Source organism: Tunturiibacter lichenicola (assembly GCF_051013355.1).
Taxonomy (GTDB): domain Bacteria; phylum Acidobacteriota; class Terriglobia; order Terriglobales; family Acidobacteriaceae; genus Edaphobacter; species Edaphobacter lichenicola_F.
Window position 1 is genome coordinate 592,193 of record NZ_CP132944.1, and the last position, 18,613, is coordinate 610,805.

The 18,613-nt window shown below is 49.8% G+C and carries 15 protein-coding genes; all 15 read left to right on the forward strand.

Translation table 11 applies throughout. The features are described 5' to 3' along the window. Positions 1 to 11: 11 nt before the first annotated feature. The 15 genes from RBB82_RS02505 (at position 12) to RBB82_RS02575 (ending at position 18,487) form a co-directional block, all read left to right on the forward strand. Complete coding sequence (locus tag RBB82_RS02505) at positions 12 to 1,820, forward strand: HAD-IIIC family phosphatase (RefSeq protein ID WP_433973545.1); 1,809 nt, start codon at positions 12 to 14, stop codon at positions 1,818 to 1,820. Positions 1,821 to 1,823: 3 nt separating this feature from the next. Then, the gene (locus tag RBB82_RS02510) at positions 1,824 to 2,600 is read left to right on the forward strand and encodes a polysaccharide deacetylase family protein (protein ID WP_433973546.1); all 777 of its coding nucleotides are present in this window, start codon (positions 1,824 to 1,826) and stop codon (positions 2,598 to 2,600) included. Positions 2,601 to 2,738: 138 nt separating this feature from the next. Then, positions 2,739 to 3,716, forward strand: coding sequence for a glycosyltransferase family 2 protein (locus RBB82_RS02515; protein ID WP_433973547.1), 978 nt, complete (start codon positions 2,739 to 2,741; stop codon positions 3,714 to 3,716). A 392-nt stretch (positions 3,717 to 4,108) separates the two neighbouring features. Continuing rightward, the gene (locus tag RBB82_RS02520) at positions 4,109 to 5,635 is read left to right on the forward strand and encodes a hypothetical protein (RefSeq protein WP_433973548.1); all 1,527 of its coding nucleotides are present in this window, start codon (positions 4,109 to 4,111) and stop codon (positions 5,633 to 5,635) included. A gap of 320 nt (positions 5,636 to 5,955) precedes the next feature. After that, the gene (locus RBB82_RS02525) at positions 5,956 to 7,350 is read left to right on the forward strand and encodes a hypothetical protein (protein WP_433973549.1); all 1,395 of its coding nucleotides are present in this window, start codon (positions 5,956 to 5,958) and stop codon (positions 7,348 to 7,350) included. A 375-nt stretch (positions 7,351 to 7,725) separates the two neighbouring features. Continuing rightward, positions 7,726 to 8,502 carry a class I SAM-dependent methyltransferase gene (locus RBB82_RS02530; protein ID WP_433973550.1) on the forward strand — a complete coding sequence of 259 codons (777 nt, stop codon included), beginning with the start codon at positions 7,726 to 7,728 and terminating at the stop codon, positions 8,500 to 8,502. A 96-nt stretch (positions 8,503 to 8,598) separates the two neighbouring features. After that, positions 8,599 to 10,095 (forward strand): oligosaccharide flippase family protein, encoded by a 1,497-nt coding sequence (locus RBB82_RS02535; RefSeq protein WP_433973551.1) that lies wholly within the window; start codon positions 8,599 to 8,601, stop codon positions 10,093 to 10,095. A gap of 65 nt (positions 10,096 to 10,160) precedes the next feature. Then, positions 10,161 to 10,895, forward strand: coding sequence for an acyltransferase (locus RBB82_RS02540; RefSeq protein ID WP_433973552.1), 735 nt, complete (start codon positions 10,161 to 10,163; stop codon positions 10,893 to 10,895). A gap of 75 nt (positions 10,896 to 10,970) precedes the next feature. Further along, on the forward strand, positions 10,971 to 11,789 hold the full coding sequence (locus RBB82_RS02545) for a serine aminopeptidase domain-containing protein (protein ID WP_433973553.1): 819 nt from the start codon (positions 10,971 to 10,973) through the stop codon (positions 11,787 to 11,789). Further along, complete coding sequence (locus tag RBB82_RS02550) at positions 11,764 to 12,732, forward strand: alpha/beta hydrolase (protein WP_433973554.1); 969 nt, start codon at positions 11,764 to 11,766, stop codon at positions 12,730 to 12,732. The genes RBB82_RS02545 and RBB82_RS02550 overlap by 26 nt, the downstream gene beginning before the upstream one ends. A 33-nt stretch (positions 12,733 to 12,765) precedes the next feature. Next, the gene (locus tag RBB82_RS02555) at positions 12,766 to 13,011 is read left to right on the forward strand and encodes an acyl carrier protein (protein WP_433973555.1); all 246 of its coding nucleotides are present in this window, start codon (positions 12,766 to 12,768) and stop codon (positions 13,009 to 13,011) included. A 750-nt stretch (positions 13,012 to 13,761) separates the two neighbouring features. Next, positions 13,762 to 14,361, forward strand: coding sequence for an iron-containing redox enzyme family protein (locus RBB82_RS02560; protein WP_433973556.1), 600 nt, complete (start codon positions 13,762 to 13,764; stop codon positions 14,359 to 14,361). A gap of 364 nt (positions 14,362 to 14,725) precedes the next feature. Then, entirely contained in the window at positions 14,726 to 15,955 is a 1,230-nt protein-coding gene (locus RBB82_RS02565) for a long-chain fatty acid--CoA ligase (RefSeq protein WP_433973557.1), read from the forward strand. Next, positions 15,948 to 16,682: an SDR family NAD(P)-dependent oxidoreductase gene (locus RBB82_RS02570; protein WP_433973558.1), complete on the forward strand. Its 735-nt coding sequence runs from the start codon at positions 15,948 to 15,950 to the stop codon at positions 16,680 to 16,682. Before RBB82_RS02565 ends, RBB82_RS02570 begins: the two co-directional genes overlap by 8 nt. Continuing rightward, positions 16,679 to 18,487 (forward strand): long-chain-acyl-CoA synthetase, encoded by a 1,809-nt coding sequence (locus tag RBB82_RS02575; RefSeq protein ID WP_433973559.1) that lies wholly within the window; start codon positions 16,679 to 16,681, stop codon positions 18,485 to 18,487. The genes RBB82_RS02570 and RBB82_RS02575 overlap by 4 nt, the downstream gene beginning before the upstream one ends. Positions 18,488 to 18,613 lie beyond the last annotated feature (126 nt).

Sequence of the window (18,613 nt, forward strand, 5' to 3'; positions counted from 1 at the left end):
GGAGTTGATCAATGTACGAAACTGAAGTAAATAATCGGACTGAAGCTAGCAGCGAAATTCCAGCCGATGTCATAAAAGAGTTCGGAACGCTGGCGGGAATGGTTCAAACACGAACCACGCTCGCCTGGAGCGAACACTGCACGGAGTGTGTTTGGCCCGTTTGCTATTCGACCTGCGATCTCTACAGCCCGCGCGAAGACGGCAAATGCAGGCGGTTTATTGACGGAATGGTTCGGGTGGAATGCTCTGAAGCGATAAATTCGTACCTATTGAAAATCAAGTTCAAGAGATGGGGGAAGCTGTGGTCACCGGGAAATGTGCGCCTGCACTCCGCCGGACAAGCTGAGAGAATAGAACGAAGAGATTATCAGATCGGAACAGTGTTGCATCAGCTACCGATCCCCACTCTCTTAAAGACAGCGATAACGAGTAAAAGATATAGTCACAAAAAAAAGTCGGCGGGCCGCCCCGCAGATGCCGGGGACAGTTTGCCAACGTCATTTTTACTAGAGTGTTATAACCCCCAGTCTTTCAGTATTCGGATCTCGCTGACGATGAGGCCTTTAGGTGAAGGCAGGCTACCGTTTCAAAAACTTATAGAAGTCGATCCAGGCTTCAATCGCATACGCGTTCCAATGAACAATGTTCTCAGAGTCATTAACCCTCGGACGCCGTTCAATGTAGACCTCATTCCAAATGATGTTTTGGAAGGAACAACGCTTTACTTCGGACTGATGGAATTTGTCCAAGAGGTTGAGCCACACTCATCCGAGAAAGTTAAGTTTACAAAATGCGTAATTTGGGACTTGGATAATACTTTATGGGATGGTGTTTTAGTTGAAGATGGCCTGGAAAATCTGAGACTCAGAGTTGATGCAGTTGATGCTATTAAGCAACTCGATGCACGAGGGATCTTGCAGTCCGTTGTGAGCAAGAATAATTACGAAGAAGCAATGGAAGCAATAAAGCATTTTGAATTAGACGAATATTTCCTTTTTCCTCAGATTTCATGGCGGCCAAAAAGCGAGGGCGTTGACGCAATCTCGCATGAACTAAATATTGGGAAAGATACGCTTATTTTTGTCGACGACTCACAGTTTGAATTAGAACAGGTAAAAGCAATTTGCCCGACGGTTCATGTTCTTAACGCTATTGATACACATACCTTGCTCGAAATGAAAGAATGTGATGTCCCTGTCACTGCCGAAAGCAAGAATAGACGAAAGATGTACAAGACTGAATCGGAACGTCGAAACTTGGAAGAAAGCTTTGGGAACGACTACATGGCTTTCTTGCGTTATTGCGAGATACGCTTGTCAGTTCAGACCATGACTGAAGAAAATGTTGATCGCGTCCATGAATTAACACAACGTACGAATCAAATGAATTTCTCCGGACAGCGTTATGACCGCGCTGTTTTGAAAGATCTTCTATCGAAGTCATATCTCGATACTTACGTTCTTAGCTGCGAAGATCGGTTCGGTTCATATGGGATTATAGGTTTTAGTATTGTCGATAGCCGTGAGCCAAGAATGACCGATTTGATGTTTAGTTGTCGAATTCAATCAAAACGCGTCGAGCACGCATTCCTCAACTACATTGTTAAAAATTATATTCGCGATCTGAACAAGGATTTCTTTGCCAATTATCGTAAAACTCCCAGAAATGCGCCTTCAGGAAGAGTTTTTTCTGATCTCAACATGGAAGAGGTTGGAGTATCATCTGGTGTAACCTCATTGGTTTTTCGTAAAAATAAAGAACTGCTCGACGACGGGGTCGTGACAATTATCATTACGGAAGTACCGCTTTCGACCAACTAAACCATGAGCATAAAAACTCCGATTGCCATGGCGCGCCGAAAGCTTTTAACTTTTCTGTCTAAGCGCCCAGCAATTTTAAAAACGGACGGCCCTACGATATCGTTTACGTTTGATGACTTCCCGCGGACGGCTTTGACTGTTGGTGGAAACATATTGGAAGCGCTTGGCTCTCGTGGCACCTATTACACCTCGATTGGCTTGATGAATAGCACAAACCATCTAGGGGAGCAATTCAGGCGCGATGATCTAGAAACTCTTCTGTATCGCGGCCACGAACTGGCAAGTCACACGTTTAGCCATATATCCTGTCGTTCAGTCTCATGCGCAAAATTCAGGGCGGAAGTAGACTCGGGTAGACGAGCTCTAGAAGAAATAACTGGGCAAAGTGATATTGGCAACTTTGCGTTTCCATTTGGAGATATAACGCTAAAGGCAAAAACAAAAATTGGTATGGACGTAGCGAGCTCCCGAGGAATTTGGGGTGGATTTAACGACTCGAAAATTGACTTAAATTTGCTTAGAGCGAACAGTTTGTACGGGGGACTTGATAAGAGCTCTCAAGTGCGAGAATTGATTTTAGAAAACGAGCGCAGGCAGAGTTGGCTGATTTTTTACTCGCACGACGTGCGCGATACACCGTCTCCATTCGGTTGCACTCCTGAGCTTTTAAAGTTTGCTGTGTCATTTGCTCTGAGCAGAAGTGCTCGTGTCGCCACTGTCGCGGAAGTTGTAGCCAAGTTGGTTGCGCCGTCTTCAACGAAGGAAATCACGGCACATTGAGCGGTGGTCTTCTTAAAGTTGATCCCTCCAGACGTGCCCTCAACTCGAGCTCTATTTCCCGATAGAACCATAGCTTTCCGCAGATTGCCAGCAAGACACTCCTAGACACCAACCCCTAGGATGGAAGGACTACAAATCGTGAACCTATCAATCGTCATTCTTTGCTGGAACGATCGGAAGGTCATCAATGACTGTTTACGTTCTATCTACTCTGGAATTCACTCAATCAAGTTTGAGGTCATCGTATCCGATAATGGATCAACCGACGGATCACCAGAGTTCATCCGCGCAAACTTCCCTAAAGTTCGCGTCATAGAAAACGGCACAAATTTAAGATTTTCAAAAGGGAATAACGTCGGTATCGAAATAAGCACAGGTGATTATGTCTTGATTCTAAATCCAGACACGATTATTCACGAAGGCTCTTTTGATCGATTGATTGAATTTGCAGACCGCCACCCTGAAGCAGGCGGGTTTGGTTGCAGGGTTCTCAATCCTGACGGCTCCTATCAGAGTTCAGGACGACCGTTTCCAACAATCTGGCGAGGGTGGCTCGGAGCTCTTCACCTTGGAATTCTTGGTCACTTCTCAAGCGCTTTGGTCTCTGATGAATATGTCAGCTGGAAGGGTGATACGGAGCGAACGATTGATTGGCACTCCGGGTGTTGCCTGATGGTGCGTGCTAACTTATTGAAAAAAATAGGCGGGTTTGACGAGCAATTTCAGTATTACTACGAAGACGTCGACCTTTGCCACCGAGTATGGGATACCGGTTGCTCGATTCTCTTCACGCCCGAAGTTACTATCACTCACCTCGGCGGACAGTCGACAAGTCAACGATTTCCGATCCCATTTGAATTGGACAAACATCGCAACCGCTATCGTTATTTTTATAAATATTTCGGCAGAAGAGGTGTTCACCATTGCCGTCAGTATTCGCTGGCGCGAATCCGGATTCGCCAAGTCGGATATGGACTCGTCTCATTTGTAAAGCAATCAGATCAACTCAAAAGACGTTTGGATCTATATAACGCTGCGGTTGAATGGAACATGCGCGTCGATCCGGTTCAGCTTGTGGAAAACGGTAAGGAGCCTGGGTTAGGTGATGTTGCTTGATCGCTGGGGGTGTCTCTGGTATAAACAGAACAGGTCTTGGCAAGCCAATGCCTATTCCGGCTTTGTAACCAATTTGTGTGATTGCGTCCCTCACCCGCAAATGTCAGTCTAAAGTTTGTGATGGGGTGGGGCATGAGACATCCGGCTCTTCCTGAGGCGTCGCCTTCACAAACTGTAAACGGCACTAAGCAATATTTATTTGTACGAACGTTGAAAAATGCGACCTGTGCAGCTCAAGTAGTTGCTAGGTAAGATAAAAATATATCCCCGCGCATGGGACGACTTCCTGCGATTTGGCCGGACGCATTCGTACGAATTTCTTAACACTACCTCTCTTTTCGTTTTGCTCTGCCTCTTATCAACGTTCTTTTTACACGTCTCAAGAGGTGTTCGTGTTTTCAAAATTCTCTATCTTCGCCTCCCCAGGCACGATTATGTCGTGGTCTTCTCCTTCTCAAGTGAGCATCCAATCGCAATTCGGTAAATCTCTGCTCCTCCTGATTTTTGCTTGTCTAGCGATTCCTCAGGCTTTTGCAGCATGTCACACTGTTACCCCCAGCGGTTCAGGCTCGAAAACAGGGGCCGATTGGAATAATGCTTACGCAGGTCTTCCCTCAACCCTGGTCAGAGGCGATATCTACTATCTCGCCGACGGAAACTACGGACATCATCTGTCTCTCAGTCAGGCAGATTCCGGAACTTCAACTATCGAACTCCGTAAGGCGCAAAGCTACGACAACTGCACAAGTGCCGGCTGGAACACCGCAACAATGGGATCGAGCCAGGCTGTCTGGACTTGGGGCAGCCAAGGATCTATGGTCAGCATTACGAGTGACTACTGGACAATTAACGGGAACGGCCAGAACGCTGGCACCAACGAGGTTGGTTGCGGCGGCGTACAAGCTAATCCGCCCGCATCACTTACAGGCGCCGCTCCCAACGCTGCAGCCTGCGGCATCAAGATTGATGCGTCTACCTGTACCTCCACTGCAAATAATGGTTGTGACGGCGGCAATGGTGAAATGCACGGCGCAGGTAAAAACATCACCTGGGAGTCCGTCGAGTGGAAGGGTCAAGGGCTGAACGCGAACGGCAATAACAACTCCGAGACTTACTTCTGGTTTGCTAACTCAACCACTAACATGGTCGTCACCCACAGCTATCTTCACAATGCGAGTACTACCTATATAACCAATGCAAACGGGGGGTGGAATAACGGAACCATCTCTTATAACTACTTCTGGGGCCTGTTCGACGGCGCTCTAAACCATGGTGAGGCGCTTCAAGACACGGGCTCGGACTCGGGAACTTCGATCCACCACAATATCTTTAGAGATCAGACAACAAACGGAGATCTGGTATTTGTAGACCCCGTAACTGGAACTCACAGCAATTTCAGTTTTTACAACAATGTCGATTTCTGCTCATCGGGCAATAGCTGCCGTCACAATGATGGATTTATTGCCTGCATCAACAGCAGTCAGACCTGTACTGGCTTCATGGTTATCAACAATACGATTGGACCCGGCGTTACCAACAATTGCGGGATCGTCTCCACAAATACCGGTGGCTACACTGTCAGAAACAACCTCTGGTACAACTGCGCAAGTGCTTCGGTAAGTGGTGCTGGTTTTACCCAGGACCATAACTCGTTCTTGAATACTTCCGGTTCAAGCGGCTCCACAAATGTAAACATATCCAGCGGTGCTCCCAACCCGTTTGTCAATTGGGCGGAGGGCAACTTCAAGCTGGCTTCGGACAACGCAGACTGGAACAACGCTGTAAACCTCGGGGCTCCGTATGACACAACCGACCTCTACGGAAGTGCATTCGCAAATGATCGTGGAGCCACGCAAATGGGTGATCCCGTTTCTCCCGCCCCTCCCACCAATTTGAGCTACACGACTTCATCTCACTAATCAACGACCGCTGAAACATCTTTTTAGAACGAATTCGTAGCGATAAGATCGGAGTTTGTGACCTTATCGCTACGAACTTTTCTTTTTTCTGCCTTGAATAGGTAATCCCAATAACCTGCAGAGGTGGAACGTCACTATTTCTTTTGTGGGTAATTCCTGGTCTCGCCTTCTCTGATGTCTCTTCAGACCGGGAATTGACTTGGCAAGGCTGCTGGCTGCCCTTATGATGTTCTTGAACGTTGCCCTTCATAATCGCGCTAAAGGAACGTATAGCTTCGGTTGCCAACCGCAGCTGGAGTTCCCTGCTGTGGACAAACCATATGGAACCCGATCACTACCGATTCGGTGGTGGCTCCTCCGCCACCGTGCTTCATCCTCTGGTGGCGGTGGCAATGGTGCTTGCGATCTTCTTGATCTTGTGGGCACCCCTTAAGAATGCACTAGCCTCCCTGTTGCTTGCTATCTTCCTCATTCCCAAAGGCCAAGTTCTAGTTTTAGCAGGTGTCCACCTAAACGTTTATAGAATTATCTTGCTGGCTGGGTTGGCTCGATGGGTGATTTCAAAGCGCAAAGCGCCACTGACAGGAGGCTTCAACTCTATTGACCGATTGTTCGCGGCGGGAGCTATCGCCTTCTTTGTTATTTTTTCACTGCAATACATGGCAACACAAGCTCTCATCAAAGCTCTAGGCGACCTCCTGGATGCGCTCGCTGGCTACTTTGTCTTACGTTTTTTTATTAGAGATCGAGATACCGTTCGAGAGACGATTAGAGTGATGGCTATCGTTGCCTTCATTGCTGGAATCTGCATGCTCAATGAGCAGCGGACCGGCGTGAATGTTTTCGGTCTCCTTGGAGGCACACTAAGCATCTCGGAGACACGTAATGGGGCGATTCGGTCGATGGGGCCGTTTTTGCATTCCATCCCAGCTGGAGCTTTTGGTGCAACACTTGTTCCCCTGTTGATTTGGTTGTGGTCTGAGAAAACATTTCGAAAGACTGCAATCCTCGGTTTTTTGGGGGCTACTGTCATGGCAATAACTTGCCATTCCTCTACTGTGCTGGGATGTTATGTCGCGGGAATCTTCGGTTTATGCATGTGGCCACTTCGCAAGCAGATGCGGCTAATTCGATATGGGCTTTTGCTCTCGGTAATAGTTCTGCACTTGGTTATGAAGGGCCCCGTCTGGTCGCTCTTAGAGCACATAGATTTGACGGGCTCGTCAGAAAACTTCCATCGATACCAGCTCGTTGACACCTTCATTCGGCATTTCGACGAGTGGTGGCTTTTAGGCACACAGAACAACGGCTCTTGGGGTTGGGAGATGGCCGACACTTCAAATGAATATGTAACCTATGGCATCGGCGGCGGTCTACTAAGTTTTGTTCTGTTCATCGCTATCATTTCGAAGTGTCTCGGAAGAATTGGAACCAAACGAAAACTTGTATCAGGAAACCGAAGTGAAGAATGGTTCTTCTGGTGCCTTGGCTCTGCGATGCTCTCGCACTTGGTAGTCTTTATCGGAATCGATTATTTCGATCAGATGCTTCTTGCTTGGTTTGCGTTGTTGGTCATGATCTCCACGAGCGTCTCTACAGCTACACCGAACGGCAAAGCCAAACCGGTTCGCCGCCTCAAAAACCTGAAGCGCTGGTATTTCGACCACGAGCTCGACGAGGAATTTCAAGAACCTAAACTATTGAACGTCCTCTAATTTGCATAGGCAAGTCATCCAAGTAACGCCTTTATTATCTGCCTTGCTGCAATCCATGACCTGTGTGGCGGAGGAGACGTAATTAGTATCGCCGCTCACGCTTTCCCAAGTAACGACACCCAAGATATCTGCTCGCCTAAATATAAATTCTGCGAGCAGATCGTTCTGGAAACGGACAAAATGATGACAAATACCATGACGAAATCCATATCCCGTATTGATGAAAAAGTTATTCCGAACAGCGGCTGTCCGTGCTGCGGCGAATCGGGTTCCAGACGATGGATTCAAGTTCCGGAAAGATCGCAGCCTGGAGCTAGCGATTATGACCTTTTGCGTTGCCCCTCATGCTCGCATACGTGGCTTGAGAATCGGCCGATGCGAGAGGAAATGGGCCGATACTATGGACCTGAATATCATCGGGCTGTCGGGAATGCGGGAGAATCTTCGAGCAAGCGGTGGAAGAAGCAACTGCAGGTTATATCGAAATACAAAACTGGAGGCAACATCCTCGATATTGGATGTAGCTCAGGAGCGTTCCTCGGATACCTGAAAGGCGGTCCGTGGAAGCTCTATGGGATAGAGCAAAATTTGCCCACCGCAGAAAGAGCCCGAGCCCTTACCGGCGCGGAAGTCTTTGCAGGTGACGTAGAAGACGCGGCCTTTCCACCTAACAGCTTTGATGTCGTCACATGTTCAGATGTGATGGAGCATCTCTATGAACCGCGTGACGTCTTCCGCAATGTCGCCGAATGGTTGAAGCCAGGCGGCATCTTCTACATATTTGTACCGAACATCAAGTCTTGGGAGGCACGCGCCTTCCGCTCCTATTGGTACGGGTTAGATCTACCCCGGCACCTTCATCACTACTCCGCAGAATCGTTGACTGGCCTCGCTATGTTGGTTGGTCTTCGCGAAGTGCGAATGGTGACACCCCCAGGGCGCTATGTAGAGCAGAGCACTTGGATCTTGCTCGACGACATGGCTCGCAAGGCAGGGCTGAAATGGACGCCATCGGAACTGAATCCTCAACCCGGAATACCCTGGAAGTTGTTACGAAAAGCTCAGAGACTTACGATCGGGTCGCTGTACAGCAGCGCGGCTTCGTACTGCGGAGCAGGCCCAAGTCTGCAGGCGGTCTTTCAAAAAGACTAATTCTTAGAGCATCGGCTCTTTTGGCGTCAAAACTTTGTTAGTCCTTCTTCCAACAATCTGAATTCAACCACATCACCCGATAATTCGTAGAGGAGCATGATGGGTTTTATGAGCATTTGCAACCGAGTCAAGGTTGCGGCCAACGGCGCCTTATTGGGTGATACCCTCCGCGCCAAAGCAACGCGCGGCGGAGCATGGCTGGGAAGCGGGAGCTTTGCGGAGCAGGTAAGCCGGTTTGCGCGGAACATGCTGCTGACCAGGCTGCTTGCCCCAGGTGCCTTTGGAGCCATGGCGATTGTATTGTCTTCGTCTTCCCTCGTCGCCTCTTTCTCCGACGTCGGACTGTGGCCGGCAGTTATTCGAAACCCACGTGGAGGTGACGACTCATACCTAAATGCGGCGTGGTGGATGGGGCTAGGGCGAGCAATTGGCATCTATTCCTTGATCTTTACGGCAGCCCCTTGGATTGCACGGTTCTATGGGATTCCAGACCTATCCATGTTGCTACGAGTGGCTTTATTGAGCATCCTGCTTGACGGCTTGATCAGTCCACGTTCGAAACTCGCACAAAAGGATATGAAGTTCGGGCGCTGGGCGTTTATCAGCAATGGAGGCGGAATCTGTGGTGTCATCCTGACGATAGCTCTTAGTTTCATTCTTCGAGACGTAAGAGCTCTCGCAATTGGCTACTGCAGTGAAAATGCTTTTAGATGTATCTTCTCTTATATTCTTTTCCCAGGATTTCCGTCTCTAAGGTTGGACACGGATGCTATCCGAGATCTCCTTAAATTTTCACGAGGGATGGTTGGTCTATCCTTTTTGAATCTTATCTTTGCTCGTGCAGATATCTTCGTATTAGGAAAGCTATATTCTCCTGCAGCATTGGGTATTTATACGATGGCTGTTTACTTAGTCCAGACGCCATCAGGCTTCCTGATAAACATACTTGGAACAACTCTCTTGCCGGCATTCTCGCATGTTCGAGAGGACAGGAAGCGCGGAAACCGTATCCTATCGGAAGTATCGTCTTGGCTTATTTTGCTCGGGTTACCAGCGGTAGTGATGATATGGCAGTGTGGGCCATCTCTGCTGACGATTACCTACGGCGCTCGTTATGCTGCCGCCTCCGGCGCACTTGCCGTTGCAGCGGGTGTAACACTCCTGAACACGCTCAATTCTTTAGTCACTAGTCTGTTCTACGCTGCAGGACGTCCTGCTCTACACCGTCGCGCTGTCGCAGCCTCTGCAGCTATTATGATCATCGCGATCTATCCAGCCTGCAAGTATCTTGGCATGGTTGGCGGCCAGGCAGCCGCTCTAATCGCGATCATTGTTAGCTACCTTCTTCAACTCGATCGCGCACGCGAGATCACGGGCTTGACAATTACTAAGTACGGAAAAGTAATTTTGCCAGCAGCAATGGTGTCGATTGGTAGCCTCGTTGCTATACTCGCCGTACGCTCACTCGGACTTGCCATAAAGCCGGCAGAAGATGTAGCAATTTGTGTTGCTGTTTGCGCAATTGCGTATGCGTTTTATGTTCCGATGCTAATGCGGTTAGAGAAATCGCACGACGTGAAAGCATCGGTCTGATCCACCTCGACGCTACGATCAACAATGTAGATTCAATTTTAGATTTTGCGGATATAAGATCAGCTATGGCCTTCTTCAGAGGAAAACCGGGAGCTTACCATGAGGATCCGCTGTCGTTTCTTGCCAGAGTCGTAACGAGTATATACAGCAAATGGATAAGCGCCACGTACCCTTTTTTGTCGCTCGGGATAAACCTGTCCGTTCATTACCCATGCGTAATAAGCCGGCAAACAGCAAATAACATCAAAATAGGCAATTCAGTCATTATTCGCAAGGATAGTTGGCTGAACATCATCTCTGAGGAAGCCAGCGGTCTAACTTTGAACATCGAAGACAACTGCTCTTTGGGCCTCCGCACAACTATATCGGCTAAGAACTCAATTCATTTGGAGCGCGGAGTCATAATCGCCGCTTCGGTGCTTATTCAAGATCACAACCACGCCTACGAAGATGTGGAGATTCCCATCAGAGAACAAGGTGTAACCGCAGGCGGTCGCATCCAAATTGAAGAAGGTTGCTGGATCGGACAAGGCGCAGCCATCATATGCGGTAAGGGTGATCTAGTTATCGGTCGCAACAGTGTAGTTGGAGCGAACTCGGTAGTGACGAAGAGTTATCCTCCTTACTCTGTAATTGCAGGGAACCCCGCCAGACTGATTAAGCAGTACGACCCGCTCACAAAAACCTGGATCAAGGTATCTGAAGACGCTAAGGGGTCTGAACGATCAGGCGAACGCGAAGCAGAAACGAAGCACAACGACGATCTGTCGCAAGTCTTTTCAGCAACCCGCTTCTTATAAGTACAAATCTCCCGAGACCGTTCGCGCATCTTGCCAAGCCGATCAAAGGAAACTAAAGTGCAGACACAACGCCCAATGCCAGCAATTACCGAAGAAGCTCGATACTTTGAGGTTCCCGACGCTCATCTTTACACGGTATTGCACAAACCCGACAATCCAGTGGCACGTGCTCTCCTTGTGGGACCATTCGCTTCGGAGCGAGTATCTTCATACTACCCTTGGGTCCGCTGGGCTCGTTATCTTGCGGAGAGACAAGTTGAGGTTCTCCGGTACGATTATCGCGGAATCGGAGAAAGCACTGGCGTCTTCGAAGAGATGAGCTTCGAAAAGTGGAGCGAAGACCTGCAGCTTCTGCTCAATTGGTTCACCAGTCGCACTCCTAATCTGCCGCTTCTATTGCATGGACTCGAACTTGGCGCCATCCTTGCCGGAAGAAATTTCCACGAAGGTGGTGGCGACGCACTTTTGATGTGGTCACCGCCTGCTACCGCAAACGAGGCCTTGCGATCGACGCTCCTGCAGTGGGCGGGATTCAAGCAGATGCTTGACTCACCCGAAAATCGAACACCCGCCAGCGAATATATTAGACAACTGCAACAGGGCGCTAATATGGACGTCCAAGGATATCAATGGCCGGGTAAACTCTGGTGTGAGTCTGTAGGTTTCGAACTACCATCTGCTCTCAGCGACGTAACCCGAGCTAAGTCGGTCTATAAAAGACCGGTTAAAAATACCAAATTAGGTAAAGATGCCTCCCCTCTAGTCAAGCCGTTTAGGGGCTATGTTGAGGTCAAAGATTTTAGTGAACTGTACTCGGAAAATTTTGGTTGGATTAGCGGAGCCTTGGCACTCAAAACTGGAGAGATGAATGAAGCTTTCAATCGAGAATCGTGAGCTGTTCGCGTTGGATACCAATGACGGGATTGTCATTGGCACCTACCATAGAGCTTACGATCAAAAAATTGATTCAACCTCTGCGCTACCCAGGGAGAAGCGCCTTGGAGTTTTATTTCTAAACTCCCTGACCCCGACGAGGTCTGCGACTGGTGACTCGGCTGTCTATTGGGCCGACTCTCTTGCAGAATCTGGATACCCCTCCCTGCGTATCGATTTAGCAGGTCTAGGTGACTCGACCGGAAATCCCCCAGCCGACTTACTCAGTTTTATTAACACGGGGGGCTATGCCTCTCTCGTCTCTACCAAAGTATCGCAGCTCATGGAGCGGTTTTGCCTATCGGGCGTTGTCATCGTCGGCCTTTGCGCGGGCGCGGTGTCCGCACTTTATACGGCCGCAACCTGCAAAGACTGCAAGGGCGTCATATTGATGGACCCGTACTTCCATCTGCCGTTAGCGAATAAGTCCGGCTTATGGGCGAAGGTTCTTCGCCGCCTTTCTAGAACCTCTGGCGGCGTATGGGTTTCCAACACGTACGATCGAGTTAGGGCATTCCAAGCTCAACTTCCCGGAACTCCCCCACCTTCGAACGCGAACTTTCCTCTACTGAACTGTTGGAAGAGCGTTGCGTCTGCGGCAACTCCGATACTCATCTTGAAGGCGCAGCACACGAAGATGAAGATTGGAGACTTTGACTACCTAACCTACATCTTCGAATTGGCGGGCCAAAAGAATGCGGTTATGGTAGAAGTAATTGACGACACCGGCCATAGCTTTGCGAACCGGGTTGGCCGTGAAGCCGTTCGACAGAATATCGAGAAGTGGCTGAATACTTATTTCCCACTTAAGATGCGCAAGGAAATTGGCTGGGATGTCATCCGCTCCCAACTCAGTGATGATGCAACAAACAGTCGCCTCGTTGGAACTCGCGCATTGAATTAAACACTATCTTGAAAGTGAGAAAATCAGCGAATTATGGATATCCGTTCCGAAATCATAAATCAGTTCAAACAGGTTGCAGATGAACAAGGAATGCCATTGGCGTCTCTCACCGATCATCTGACTCTGCTGGATGCCGGCCTCGATTCGCTTTGCTTTGCCATGATCGTGGCAAAACTGGAAGTAAAGCTTGGTGTGGATCCTTTTAGCGCCTCCGAAGATGCAGTCTTTCCAGTCACCTTCGGCGAGTTCGTTCATTTCTACGAAAACGCTGCCAAATGATATGCTCCCGTGCGAAATAATGGGCTGCGGCCAACTCCTTCCTGGCGCGACGCTCCCTGAACGGCCAGAAGAAGCGAGGTTTTTCCACTTTTCCGCTTCGTCTGATTTGCCGACGCTTCGGACATACATAACCAACTGTGTAACAGATCAGTGAATTAAAGATCGAAACTGCCTATCTTGCTATATTGCTGGCCCTACGTATCTTTTCGCCATTTTCGGTCTACGAAAAGTGTTAGAGAAGGTGTGGAATTTATTTTGTTAACTGTGTGCAAGACCATGCAATTCCGCGAAAATGCGGCTCCCCTGCAAGCCATCGTTTAACCGCAAATTTCCTCAGAAATCAGCGATGAACCCCCTCCCGCTTAGTTGGTGCACTTTGGCCATCATCGTGCTAACTACAGTGCATAAGAGTCACAATGCGTTCGAGGTTCGGGCCGCAGCAAAAGACGAGAATAGTGGCCCACAGGGCGGAGCTACGTCTCCATTTCAAGATCACACTTCTGAAAACTGGCTTGAACGACGCAAGTGCTGATTAGCGCGTGTGCATAGTTTTCAAACGGTATCACCCGTATTCCATCCACCAAATCGCTCTTCATCGCTTACAGCGGATAAGGCTCAACCTTAACAGGATCCACACTCCAGTGTCGGGTCCTTAACCACGAGGAAAGGTAAATTATGAACACGACGTTAGTCATGCCGCAATCGCAAAACCCCGCAACCGACGCCGCAATCAAAAGCACTGTTAACAGCATGATCGACGAGCTCATCACGTCTTTGCCTGACCCGAAAAAACTAACGGCTGAGGAGCGCCGCGGAATCATCGCCCGATATACAGGAGTGCTCGAGGGCAATTTCATCTACTGGATGACCGCAACTCTGCTCTCAGTCCAATCAGAAGAAGCACGCCCGATCCTCTTGGACAATCTCAACGAAGAAATCCGCGACGCTCATCCTGCTATGTTGCGTAGATTTGCCATTGCTGCCCACGCTTTCCCTACTGATACGGACTCGCTCGCGGTAACTCAAGATCTGTCGAATGTACGAGTGTTTTTAGGTCGGCTCTCCAGTGTTCAATCGCTCGCCACCATGGCTTTCTTTGAAGGGTTTATCCAGAGGTTCATGGGCTACTTTGCAGATCTCGCCACCGCACAAGGTTCTCTGGATATGGAGTACACCGACGTGCACGGCGTCTGTGACATCGCTCACACCGACGGACTTTTCCAAGCACTTTCGATTGAAATGGCTCTCAATCCTCTTGAGCCGGAGACAGATGTACTTGAAGGCGCCTATCTTCTTCGCAGATTACTTGAAACGATCATCTTCAATCGCGTTGAGCCCGTCGCAGCCTAAGCACAAAGCAACGGGGTAAGGCGATATTCGTAATATCGGGCGGTCGGGACTCAATTTGGTGGCTTATTTTCGAAGGGCTCAGCCACACGCCTCCAACGCTACAAACTCCTTCCTGCGAGATGTACTCCCTCTTGTCGTCCGAAAACGGGCCACCACTTCTCTTCTCGACCACTAACCTAAGCTCGTGAAATCTATGACGATGCGACAAACTAAATGGAAATCACTACGAAGTGCGCTAGGCACAGCCGGAAATCTTTCTGGGCGTGCTGTATTTGGCGCAGAGGCAAGTATCGCTCTAACCGATCTTATTGCAGGGTCAGCCCTGTATGGTCGAGGCGATGAGCTCTCAGGTCGATCTGTACTCGTGACCACAACGAGCCAGTTCACCACTGCGTCGGCGCTCATGGAACTCGACGGCGTCGCGAGGCGAATTGTACTTTGCACACCTGATTTACCAGTGGAACATCTACCTTACATCATCGAATCGGCGAATGTTGATGCGGTTGTATCTGATCGCACGATACTTGGGTTAGACATCCGCCGCCCCCTCTGCTTCTGTCCCACCAGTCCAAAGCTGGTGGCCGGAAATTACGACCGGAAAGTAGAACACCAAACCGAATGGATTCTTCTGACCTCCGGCACGACAGGGCTGCCGAAGTTGGTAGTGCACAACTTGGCAAGCCTCGCCGGCGCAATCAAAGAGAAAACCCCTCGAGCGGGGCAAGTAGTTTGGAGCACCTTCTATGACATTCGACGCTACGGTGGTCTGCAGATATTCCTTCGTGCCGCCCTTACCGGAACGTCGCTAGTACTCTCAGACGCAAAGGAGTCTACTGCGGATTTTCTCGCTCGCGTCGCCTCGCACGGAGTTACACACATCTCCGGCACACCTTCCCAGTGGCGTCGTGCGCTGATGAGCCCCTCAGCTCGTCTTATCCAGCCAGAATATGTCCGCCTGTCAGGAGAGATCGCTGATCAGGCGATACTCAATAACCTCAAGGCCTTTTACCCTCAAGCTAGAATCGCCCACGCTTTCGCATCGACGGAGGCAGGTGTAGCCTTCGAGGTAAACGATGGTGTCGCAGGTTTTCCGGCAACCGCGGTTGAACAGACCCCTGACGTCGAAATGAGAGTAGATACCGGAACCCTGCAGATACGTTCGACTCGCACAGCAAGCCGCTATCTGGGTGACCATCCCGCGTTTCTCAAAAACACAGAAGGCTTCGTTGATACGGGTGACTTGGTCGAATTGCGGGATGACCGCTATTACTTCGTCGGCAGACGAGATGGAGTCATCAACGTCGGGGGCCTTAAAGTACACCCTGAAGAGATCGAAGCTGTTATCAATCGGCATCCCGAGGTTCAGATGTCGATGGTTCGTACAAAAAAGAATCCAATTACAGGCTCTCTCGTTGTTGCGGACGTAGTTCTTCGAGAAACGCAGGGACCTGAGCGCGATGTGCGCGCACTCCAAGGCGATATCCTTTTGCTCTGTCGTGAAGCTCTTTCGGCCTACAAAGTCCCGTCAGCAATCAACTTCATTCCCGCTCTAACGGTCGCTGAGTCAGGCAAGCTCGTGCGGCGCAATGCGTAATGTAATCGTTACAGGTGGAAGTCGGGGGCTCGGTCTCGGTATCTCTCGAAAACTGGCGAGCTCCGGATATCGCGCTATAGCTGTCGCTCGTAAGAAGAACGACGAACTCACTACGGCAATGATGGAAGCCGAAGCCGCGGCTCCGGGATCCTTTCAGTTTTTCCCCTTTGATCTCGCTAATATCGAAGGCATCTCCGACTTAGTCAAAACCCTCCGCAAGGACTTCGGTCCCATCTATGGATTAGTTAATAACGCTGGTGTGAGCTTCGAAGGTGTGCTCGCGACGATGCCCGTATCACAGATCGAACAGCTTGTGCGTGTGAATACTCTATCGCCCATGGTGCTCACCAAACAGGTAGTGCGCTCAATGATGGCGGATGGCTGCGGTCGCATCGTTAATATGTCTTCCGTCACGGCATTCACTGGCTACAGTGGTCTCTCGGCTTATGGGGCAACGAAAGCATCGATTATCGGTTTTTCCCGATCGTTAGCACGCGAAGTCGGCCGTATCGGAATAACCGTAAATTCGGTAGCTCCAGGCTTCATCGAAACCGACATGACACAAGCTCTTACAGAGGAGCAACGTCAGCAAATTCAGCGCCGCAGTGCATTGAAGCGTCTTGCAGATGTCGACGACATAGCAAATGCGGTCGAGTTTCTCCTCAGCGACAAAGCAAAAAACATTACAGGGACGGTACTCACCGTCGACGCAGGCAATACAGCATGATTGACCTTCAAACAATGGCTCCAATCGATGTCACCGCCTCTCCTTCAAAGGCTTGGCTGCGCGCCCTGGAACTAACTGCGCCCATTCCACGCAATCGCGATCGTGTCTTTTCGACGCTAATCGAAGAGCTCGCCATACGCTCTGGCGATGAACCGGCTCTGCTATCCGATCGGGAGTGCCTGACATATCGAGGCCTCGTTGAACGTTCCAATCAATATGCTCGATGGGCGCTTGACCAAGACGTCGCTAAAGGTGAAGTCGTCTGCCTTTTGATGACGAACCGTCCCGAATACTTTGCTATATGGCTAGGTATTACCAGCGTCGGTGGCGTGGTAGCGCTGCTCAACACCAACCTGGTTGGCCCATCGCTAGCTCACTGTGTAAACATCGTGTCGCCTAAACATCTGATCGTTTCTGACGAGTTTATGGACTCGTTGAACACTGCGCTACCGAACCTTACGCCTTCACCAGGGATCTGGACCCACGGAAGTAGGCACGCGTCATATCAATCGATTGATATTGAGATCGAGCGCTATGCAGATAACACGTTGAGTAAAGAAGAGCGCAGATCACTAACCATCGACGATCGAGCACTGTACATCTTTACCTCCGGCACTACTGGCCTGCCTAAGGCAGCCAACATTAGCCATGCTCGCATTCTTCAGTGGAGTCTTTGGTTCGCCGGAATGATGGGCGCCGAACCAACAGATCGAATATACAGCTGCCTCCCGATGTACCACAGCATCGGCGGGGTATTGGTCCCGGGTGCCGCTCTAGTCGGCGGTGGAGCTGTCGTCATCCGGGAGAAGTTTTCAGCCAGTCAGTTCTGGAGCGATGTCATCCGTTGGGATTGCACAGTATTTCAATACATCGGTGAACTCTGCCGCTACCTGCTTCACGCTGCTCCCTCTCCGGACGAGAAAAATCATCGAATCAGGATGGCATGTGGCAATGGACTGGCATCCGAAGTGTGGGATGGTTTCAAGGATCGGTTCAAGATTCCCCAAATCTTCGAATTTTATGCAGCCACTGAAGGTGGTGTTTCGTTATTCAACGTCCAAGGAAAACGTGGGGCCATTGGACATATTCCTGCGTACTTATCGCATCGGTTCGCACCGGCACTAGTGATGTTCGACGTCGAGAGAAATCAACCTGTCCGAAATGAGCACGGATTTTGCATTCGATGTGCTCAAAATGAAGTTGGGGAAGCTATCGGTAAAGTTGTGGATGACCCATCGAACGTAGGCAGCCGATTCGAGGGCTACACAAACAAACAGGCTTCCGACGATAAGATACTTCGCAACGTCTTCGAGTCAGGCGATACCTGGGTTCGTACCGGTGATCTTATGCGAAAAGACGAGAAGGGTTTTTTCTACTTTGTCGACCGCATCGGCGACACGTTTCGATGGAAGGGTGAGAACGTTGCGACCTCTGAAGTTTCAGAAGCAATCTGCGCATTTCCGGGTGTCAAACACGCCAATGTCTACGGTGTCGCAATTCCTGGGACTGAAGGCAGAGGCGGGATGGCCGCACTTGTCACTGAGCGTGAAATGGATCTACCAGCATTCCGGAAACATCTCGTAAGTCGCCTTCCTGCCTATGCGCGCCCGCTATTCTTGCGAATTCAAGATGACGTTGAAGTGACCGGAACCTTCAAATATTCGAAAACTGACCTAATGCGTCAGGGATTTAATCCTGTGGCTATAGCCGATGTCATTTATTTCGACAATCCTGAATCTGAAGCATTTCTTCCGCTCGACAAGGCCCTCTACGAGCGCATTCAATTCGGACAGATTCGCTTATAGCAGCCTTCGCTGATAGTTCACTCTTCTGGGAAACAAAACAACCCGTGCTGCGCACTATCGAGGCGGCAGCCTAGATTTGAAAATGTTTATCGCCACAAGCGGAAGAAGGATTGGAATGTTCATAGA